This is a genomic window from Bacteroidota bacterium (assembly GCA_039111535.1).
Lineage (GTDB): Bacteria > Bacteroidota > Rhodothermia > Rhodothermales > JAHQVL01 > JBCCIM01.
Genome location: JBCCIM010000327.1, coordinates 1 through 3,606 on the forward strand (window position 1 = coordinate 1; position 3,606 = coordinate 3,606).

Below are 3,606 nucleotides of genomic sequence, written 5' to 3' on the forward strand. Positions count from 1 at the left end.
CATCACGAATTTTTCAGCATGCGAGCTACACAAACTAGATGAAAAAGTGTTACTACATCGTTTTTTTGAGAAGCAAAACAACGCGACATAGAATATCGATCTTTGGCATTCCGGAGTCCGCATGCACCCATGCGTACAGCCAGGTCATGGTCTCCAGCAAGCCGATCGATGGCTTCTGCAAGCTGCTGATCGTTGTTGGGCGATACAAGCAGAGAGAACTCATCCAGGGCATATTCGGGGATCCCACCAGCTTTGGAAGCGATGACGGGGCGTCCTGCTGCTGCTGCCTCCAGGGTAATCAGGCCGGCCGGCTCCTCCCAAACGGAAGGAAAAACAATACCGCGGGCGTCAGCCATGATTTGTCTGACTTGTTGCTGATCCACCCAGCCATGAAAGGTCACAATATCTTGTAAGTCGTTGCGCTTGCAATATGCTTCGAGTTCTGCATGCAACGGTCCATCGCCGGCAATGTCGACGTGGATGTCCGATTTGACCAGCTTCAGCGCGCGCAGCAACCAGGGCACCCCTTTCTGCGGCACGAGTCTGCCAAGAAAGGCAAAGCGAGGTTTATCGGAATTTGGAATGTCCTGCGTCGGCGCCGGCCTATCTGGTGCAGGCGAGTTGAGTACGTGCAGCATGGATTCATCGAAACCCGTCCTAACCATCCAGTCTTTCAGGAAATGGCTGACTGTAAACGTATGTACGGCTGCACCGAGGCGAAACTCGTTTTTGATACCGCCAAAATTGCGTTTGATTTTGGCTACTTTCAGGCTCCCACACCGTTCGGTCAGGTGTGTCATGAAGCAGCCGGCTACAGAGTAGTGCCGTTTGCAGGGCTGGCTGGAACGGGCGAGAAACCGGGTCCCGGTTGGACATGAACCCTGATTACCGTGCATCGTGCGCACCGTGGTCACCCGATCTTCCGGGAGCAGGTACACAGGCTTGTGTAAATGAAGGATATCGCAGGAAAGGGCCTTGCATCGCGCAAACAGCGCAGCGTCATCAGCCACAATTTCTGTATCATTGCGTCCTTCTGCATGCGCAGGATCGCGCGAGAAGTAAACGACGTCCATCCCGGCTGCCGTCTGTGCTTCGCCAAGCCGGCGCACATAGGTAGCAATACCTCCTTTGGCCCACAGATTAGGTGCGTAATGTGCTATCTTTTTCACGGCTTCAGGCGGATTAACTTTTGATCAGCGGTTCGGAGACCAGCGGTGCCACGCTGGCCAACGGGTACTTCCTGACTTGCTCCATGCGCTCCAGGATCGCTTTCCAGTCTCCCGTGGGTACGATGTAACCGTTCTCGCCGGGTACGATGTATTCTTTCATCCCGGTGTCTTCTGTTACAATAGCCGGCACGCCACAGGCCAATGCCTCCATCGGCGCGTATGCAAATCCATCTTCATAACTGGGATGCACATAGACATCTGCTTCCTGAAATGGTTTAAGCGGATCACCCGGTGCAAACTTGATGCGTTTGTCCCCACCAATGAGGCGGCCAAACCAGGTTTTCATTTTGCGCGTAGCGCATCCACCAACCAGCGTCAGTTCTGCCCGCTGATTGGAGAGTGCTTTGAATGCTTTGATTAACAGTGGAATCCCTTTTGTAGCATCAACCCGTCCCGCATAAACAACCCGAAAAATGCCATCATCGGGCTTGCGCGCCGGCGGGGTAAATTTAGGGTGAACGGCAAGCGATGTATGCCTGAGCTTGGCCGGCGAGATGCCTTCGTCTATTAACGACTGCCGGGTGTATGCTGCGTGCGTGTAGATGTAATCCGCCATCTCGTATTCCCGCATTGTTTTGCGGGCGAGCGCTTCATTAAGCCACGTATCTTTTACACCATGCTGCTTTGCGGCAATGGCATGCATCCGCTGCACATTGCGGACATGGCTGTTTGCTGCAATCAGTTCGAGCGTCCCATAACCCAGAGCGCGTGCCTTTTCAAAACTGAACAGCGACTTGCCTACAAAGCCCATAAAACAGGTTGCTTTGATATCGAGCGCAGCGGCAATGCGTTTGTCGAAAATGCGTTCCCCAACATAAGCTGCCCACTGCGGACTAAACCGTAGCGGGGTGTATTTTTTCAGAAATCTAAGGCGGACAAAATCGACGGTGCGGGCAATTTTTTCATCGCCGGCTTTGTGTGTATGGGCATAATACGCCGTTAGCTCGCCGCTTGCACGCGACTCTTCAACCAACTGGGCAAAGTGTTGTCCCAGCCCTCCCTTTCCATAAGCTGTTCTACAAGCTATAACTCTCATAAGTCACGTGGAGCACCCACAAACCCATCTATGAATATGTTCGGAAGCACATGCTGGGGAGATATGACAAGGCACCAAAAGCTGGTTTTTTCGAGCCATATATCTGTGCTGGATACTGGCTTCGATTTGTGCATTCATTGCTTTTTTTGACACCTTAAATTCGTTGCAACACCCCCAAAATGCAGAAAGGCCAGGTACCAGCCGCCTCGCATTTTAGCAAGCTCAGCCAGACTGCCGCAGCGGCTGTGTTCGTCTACGCCGGCCAAGGGTCATTCTATTGAAGAAACGGGCAAAAATTTTGGATTTGACCGTAAAGTGCCGCACCTTGTGATGCTTGCGCTCCTGCATTTGCCAGTACCATTCTTTGGCAAACAACTCTACGCGCTGTGCGACCGATAACCCGTTACCGGAAAAATCATACCCAAATTCCTGCATCTCTTTTTTGCAGATGGTTTCGATCATTGCTACATCATGATCTGCAAGATTCTTTTTCCACTTGTCCAACATGTCTGCAGAAATCGGCCGGGTAGCCGCCTTGTTGAATGAAGAAGCGGCCTCTGCTTTCATATACCGGCTTGCGTCTTTGTAAAAAGACAACATCGCCGGCTCAAACGCTTCACCAATAAATGTGCAGATTGACCTTACAGTTGCTTCAGGCGCGGTGACAATGTCTTCGTAGCGCAGCAGCATCCGCTGCGATGCTGGTACTGCGTCTTCGAGGATAGCCCGCCCCTTTTGCATAAATTTTCGCCGGCTCATCGCATTAAACGTAATGTCGTCCGGAAAAAATGTAGTCTTCATCATCGAACTGACGCCGGCCCGCGGATCACGGACAAGGTGAATAAACCGGGCATCGGGAAACATGGCCAGCAAGATATCTGCATAAAACAAATTGCCAGGTGTTTTTTCGCCCCAGCGTTTTTTCGCCTGCCCACTGGCCCAATGTTCCAGCACCATTTTGTAGGGCAAACAGAAATTCTGCTGATCAGCTGCTAGAATTGTTGTTTTTAGTGCCGTACGATCGATGCCTTCCAGTACACTGCATTTGTTGTCCACAAAATCTGTAACAAACCGCGTGTAAGCGTCATGCGACAAGCCCGGGGCACGCCATTGCTCAATGGGTACGCCAGCCATAAAGGAGCCGAAGTAGATAATTTCTTCCGGGATTGCAACATGGGGATGGGCATTCAGAATCAGCCGCAACAAAGTGGTCCCGGAACGATTGGCGCCTACTATGAAGATCGGTGATTCCATATAAGATTGGGGTCTCTGCTGCGTACGTTTCTAAACCAGCGGTGCCGCGCTTACTTGCGGGCAAGTCCAAACCTGCGTAATGTGCGC

3 protein-coding genes are annotated in these 3,606 nt (G+C 51.8%); all 3 read right to left on the bottom strand.

What is annotated here, in order from left to right:
- Nucleotides 1-2 precede the first annotated feature (2 nt).
- A complete protein-coding gene (locus AAF564_26420) occupies nt 3-1,169 on the bottom strand; it encodes a glycosyltransferase family 4 protein (protein MEM8489109.1) in 1,167 nt (388 codons plus the stop codon).
- A gap of 13 nt (nt 1,170-1,182) precedes the next feature.
- Nucleotides 1,183-2,265 carry a glycosyltransferase gene (locus AAF564_26425; protein MEM8489110.1) on the bottom strand — a complete coding sequence of 361 codons (1,083 nt, stop codon included), beginning with the start codon at nt 2,263-2,265 and terminating at the stop codon, nt 1,183-1,185.
- A gap of 222 nt (nt 2,266-2,487) precedes the next feature.
- Nucleotides 2,488-3,519, bottom strand: a complete 1,032-nt coding sequence (locus tag AAF564_26430; protein ID MEM8489111.1) for a sulfotransferase — start codon at nt 3,517-3,519, stop codon at nt 2,488-2,490.
- Nucleotides 3,520-3,606 lie beyond the last annotated feature (87 nt).